8 protein-coding genes are annotated in these 4,723 nt (G+C 56.7%); all 8 read right to left on the bottom strand.

Annotated elements, in window-relative coordinates:
- A partial coding sequence (locus A6U95_RS30875; RefSeq protein ID WP_139102450.1) for a hypothetical protein occupies positions 1 to 273 on the bottom strand: 273 nt, incomplete at its 3' end.
- 215 nt (positions 274 to 488) lie between these two features.
- Positions 489 to 1,271: a hypothetical protein gene (locus A6U95_RS23510; RefSeq protein WP_065686259.1), complete on the bottom strand. Its 783-nt coding sequence runs from the start codon at positions 1,269 to 1,271 to the stop codon at positions 489 to 491.
- A gap of 35 nt (positions 1,272 to 1,306) precedes the next feature.
- Positions 1,307 to 2,287 carry a reverse transcriptase domain-containing protein gene (locus A6U95_RS23505; protein WP_241810720.1) on the bottom strand — a complete coding sequence of 327 codons (981 nt, stop codon included), beginning with the start codon at positions 2,285 to 2,287 and terminating at the stop codon, positions 1,307 to 1,309.
- 24 nt (positions 2,288 to 2,311) lie between these two features.
- Positions 2,312 to 2,851: a fimbrial protein gene (locus A6U95_RS23500; RefSeq protein ID WP_139102449.1), complete on the bottom strand. Its 540-nt coding sequence runs from the start codon at positions 2,849 to 2,851 to the stop codon at positions 2,312 to 2,314.
- 6 nt (positions 2,852 to 2,857) lie between these two features.
- Positions 2,858 to 3,343: a fimbrial protein gene (locus A6U95_RS23495; RefSeq protein WP_158006239.1), complete on the bottom strand. Its 486-nt coding sequence runs from the start codon at positions 3,341 to 3,343 to the stop codon at positions 2,858 to 2,860.
- Between the two features lie 17 nt (positions 3,344 to 3,360).
- Positions 3,361 to 3,852 (bottom strand): fimbrial protein, encoded by a 492-nt coding sequence (locus tag A6U95_RS23490; RefSeq protein WP_059202181.1) that lies wholly within the window; start codon positions 3,850 to 3,852, stop codon positions 3,361 to 3,363.
- 14 nt (positions 3,853 to 3,866) lie between these two features.
- Positions 3,867 to 4,379 carry a fimbrial protein gene (locus A6U95_RS23485; protein WP_198927323.1) on the bottom strand — a complete coding sequence of 171 codons (513 nt, stop codon included), beginning with the start codon at positions 4,377 to 4,379 and terminating at the stop codon, positions 3,867 to 3,869.
- Between the two features lie 10 nt (positions 4,380 to 4,389).
- A partial coding sequence (locus tag A6U95_RS23480; RefSeq protein ID WP_241810719.1) for a fimbrial protein occupies positions 4,390 to 4,723 on the bottom strand: 334 nt, incomplete at its 5' end.

Here is a 4,723-nt window from a genome sequence, read left to right as displayed (position 1 = left end):
GCCGCGGACGGTGGCATATTGCGCCGCACCGCTCATCAACCGGTCAAACTCAGCACGCTGCTTGTCGTACTGTTCCCGATTAACGGTTTTTTGCGCTTCCAGCTCGGCGCTGCAGCGCTGTAGACGTTCAGCTTCAGTGCGTACTTCAGGTGTGGCGGCAAAGCTACGGCTGTTAGACGACGTTGTTCCTTTCGGGGGTGTACTGCAGCCAGCAACGGTTAGGGACACCACTAATAAAGTAAGGTACGCTGTCGGTCGGACATATAAATACATGGCATCCAAATCCTATGGTAAGTTGTTAGGTCACTGGCTAGAGGTGATTGGGTGGGAGACTAGGCATCATCCCGGTAGTTGCCAACTCACCTAGATGAGACGACCAAGATTCCCAGATAGCCCCTCGCGAGAGTGTGGTACGTAAAACCTGGACAGGGTTGTTGTCCTCTCACAAAGGGTTGATTGCTTATGAGAGACCAACACACAGCAGAGTTTTACGCCCATGTTGCCACGATTATCGCGTTACCAGTATAGGCCCCACCCGGGGTAGTAGGCTGGGTAACCAGGTGGGCCATGATGGCAAAAGGATGGGTGGTTCCGGTGCCAGTCGTAAAGGTTATGCCGGTTAGGCCATCAGCATTGGCAATGGACATGCCTGCGGTGACTCCCTTTGCCGCATCTAATTCGACAGTCGACGAGGTGGCCGCCAGGTTGGTGACTGTAACGGTAACCGTTGTTGGGTTCGTGCAAGAGACCGTCCATATGTTCCCATTATCAGAGACCTGGCCAGCGGGTAGGGTCCCGAAGTCGATGCTGTTGGCTCCGGCGAGGGCGCACGTTGTCGTCGATACACGGGGGTATAGTACACATGAGGCGAGCCACCCTTGCCCGCCGCCACCATATCCCATGAGACAGATTCGCACATCATTCGGATACCGCTGCATGGCGTCACGTTGGGCTTGTGGAAAAGTATATGGGTTGGGGAGGGTGTTGCGCAACAAGATGGTGTCAACGCTTACGACGTTACTCTCGCCAGTATTTCTGCGGTATTGGGCTACCGAGAGCCAGGTCGAGAACAGGTATTGTCCGGACTGGTCGATCGGCGCTGCGTTCCAGGAGATCCCGTTAAACCCGCTGCCTGGAGAAGAGGTGACACGGTCAGAAGATGGATGGAGATAGATTTGAGTGTCTGTTACATCATAAGTGATGATGGCTTGCGTTGATATCGGGACGATGACGAGGCCAAGTGTTAGCAGAGTGTGTTTCAGTTTTTTCATTTGGATTAATTTCCGGATGAAAGTTAATCAGGCAATCACATCGACCCAGGCACCACCTGCATCAAACGCTCTGCCCATAATGTCCACCGTGCCTCATACGCCCGCACCCTTGCCATGGCGGCTTGTTCAGACAGCCCCCTGGCAACGGCTTGCTCATAAAGCCGCGCGCGTCGGTCACGATGGTTCTCTAATGCCCTGGCCGAAACGGTGGCCCCCGCAGGGGTAAACCACAGGCCCAGCCAGTCAAAGCCTTTCTCCACCCGGCCCTGTTGGGTCTTGTCCGGATGGCGTTCGAAACCACCCAGTTCAAAGAAGGTGTTAAGGGCGCGTATACATTTCCGCAATCGCCAGCGCGTCGGCGCCAGTACCAGAAAGTCGTCCATGTACCGGGCATAAAACACCTCCTCTTGCGAAGCAAAATACGCATCCACATGATGGAGCAGACTGGCTCCAATCAGGGGACTCAGCGCACACCCCCGGCAAATGCCGCTGGTCGGGGTGATAAACTCACCACCATGTTCCACACTGTAATGCAGGTACTGCCGAATGAGCTGCTGTAGAACCGGGCTGCTAACGTACCTTTCTATCTGACTCATCACCTGCGCCTTGCGGATATGCCGGTAATAACCCCGAATATCGGTCCGCAGGACATAAGGATATCGCCCACTGTACAACGCCTCGCTGACCGCGCGGAGCGACCCACGGCTGCCCCCCTGCCCTTTGAGGTGGTAGCACAACCGGTGCCGAGGTAACTGATCTGCCACCTGCAACGCAACCCATTTCAGCACCAACGCATCCTGGGCACCCCACTGAGCCTGTGCTTGGCTGCCTCGCCCAACGACCTGCATCGGCAACAATCGGTAACGCCCAGCCATGACCTCGGCCCACAGCCGACCGCCCTCTGTCGGCCAGTGATGGCGCAGATGCCAGATATCTGCGTTGGCCGGGGCCTGGCGGCGCTGTCGGCATACCCACTGATACGCCTGCTGCCAGAGTTCCGTCTCCAGCCCACTCAAAGGCCATCAGTTCCAGGGCAAGATTCAGTCATAGTCCAGTTGGAACGTCGTGGTTGCCGTGAACGCGCCACGCGTGATGCTCTGGTTGGCCAACGCCCCCGGCTCTCCTTGCAGATACGCACTGACCGTAATGACGTTGGTCCCGCTATTCAGGGGCGTCTTGTCACCCGCCACGTTCAGCGGTAAAAATCGCCCCCCCTGCGTCTCCAGCCCTACCGCCACCCCGGCCGCCGTACTCCCCGCATCAAAAGCCAGCAACCCCGGCAACCCCGCATTCTCGGTCCCGGTAAAGGTCGCAGTGACATTATTCGCGACCGTCGTGTCACAGTTCACCAGGTGTATATTCACCGCTCTCCCCTGCGTGCGCTGGTGCAGGTAAAAATAATGGTCCGGGGTCATTCCCAACGAAATGTCCTGGTTCTCGTCACCGGTCTGGATATCACACGCCTCAAACACCAGCGCCCCATGCAGCCGCATGTTGTCTGCCGCCCCGGCGGTAGAGGTCAGGAGCATTCCGCCCAGTAACACCGACACCCAACGGCACTTTCCTCGTCCTGACATCATCGTCTCCTATTGATAATCCGCCAGCAGCGTCGCTGTCGCTTCAAATGCCCCGTCCGTCAAGGTCACCGCCGGATCTTTTACCGGTACCGCCTCCAGTATTGGTGGCGCCCCTGCGTTAATAGGCATACGGGTATTCATGGTAAACGGCGCGCCATTTTGTAGCAGCCGGATCCCCAGACCATTCTTGTCCGTCTGCACTGCGGCCGAATCAAACGCCGTTTCGGTGCCATTGAACGACAATCCCAGAGACCAGGCAGGGGCCCCCGGCGCACAGGTAATGGTGTAGGCCACTCCCTGTTTGTAGTTCACCCCGTTAACCTGGCCAATACCCACCTTGCTGCCAAAATCAACATCAATCAGGTTGCCGTTGTTGATTTCACACGGTGGGGGCTCCTGCAACGTTCCCGAGAACTGAACATCAACCGCCCGTGCCGGACTGCTGCTGACAACGAGAACCATCATCACCATCACCGGTATAGAGATACACGACATCACCACCACCTCATCATTCACTGCCAGTCCAGTAACACGGTTGACGCAGCCGAAAATACCCCGCTGGTCAACGTAGACCCTGGGTTTTTCACCAGCACGGCTTCAATTGCCGGAAAGGTCGGGTAAGTAAAATTCAACCAAGAATTCACGTCCACCGGCGTCCCCGTACCGGTACCGCTGTACAGTTTGATCCCCAGATCAGTCTTGTCGGTATTGACCACCGAGGCATCAAACGGAGCCCCTGTTCCTACAAACTGTAATCGCATGGTGTTCAAGGGCGGTGCAGTACACACGATATTCAATGGCACCGCCATTCGGTAGTTGACCCCGTCAACCCGGGTCGTTAACACCGTAGAACCAAAGTTGACATCCACATCCGTCCCGCCATTGATGGTGCAGGGGGGCGGATCAATCAACGTGCCACGAAAATTGACATCTACTGCGTTCGCCCCCACACTCAGCAACATCCCTGTCAGCACGACACAGCTTATGACCTTTATTCTTAACATGGCGATTCTCCTGCTCATTGATATTCCACCAACAACGTTGCAGCGCCAGTGAAGGCCCCGCCCGTCAGGGTAGACCCTGCCTGTTTTACCGGTACGGCACTGATGACCGGCATGTTTGGATAGGTAAAATTCAACCAGCTCTTGGGTGCAACCTGGGCACCACTGCCATCCACCAATCGGACCCCCAGAATGGGATTGCTGGTCGCCAGGACCCCGGTATCGAACCCGGCCCCCATGCCATCAAACTGCAACTTCAAGGCATTATTGGGCAGCCCGGTACACACCAGGTTATAAGGCACCGGGCGGCGATAGTTATTGCCGTCAACCTGGGTGGTGATCACATCATTACCAAAGTCCACCGTTACATCGTTGCCGTTGTTGAAAACGCAGGGTAGCGCCGCCACCACCGTCACGGTAATCGCCACGTTCTGCTGGGCAGTCCCCGCCACCACACTGCCGCTCGCCATACTCAGCATCAGCGGCAAAAACGGGAGTACTCGACGAGACTTTCCTCTCGTTAGGTTCATTGTCCGTTCCTCAGTCATAGCTCAGCCGAAAATCGACATTCGCCCAGTAGGCACCCGGTTGCAACGGTGCCAGGGTGCGCACCGGTGCAACATAATAGGTCAGGGTATCCTGACCTGGGGTCACCAGTACCGGGATGTCCCGGCTGCCCAGTCGTACCGGCCGCATGTCGCTGTCACTCAGTAAAATGCCCAGCCCCGAGACACCGTTCGCCCGGATCAAGCGCGGGTCGTGACTGTCCTGTGATGCCAGGAACGACAAGGTGACGGCCGGTTGGCTTGAGCTCCAGCGCATATTGCCAGAGTTATTGTCCAGGCTGTTCGAGGAGAGGCGCATGCAGTCCCTC

Origin of the sequence: Serratia sp. 14-2641, assembly GCF_001692375.1 — a bacterium.
In the GTDB taxonomy this organism is placed as follows: Bacteria; Pseudomonadota; Gammaproteobacteria; order Enterobacterales; family Enterobacteriaceae; genus Chania; species Chania fonticola_C.
This window is presented reverse-complemented; position numbering and strand designations above follow the sequence as displayed.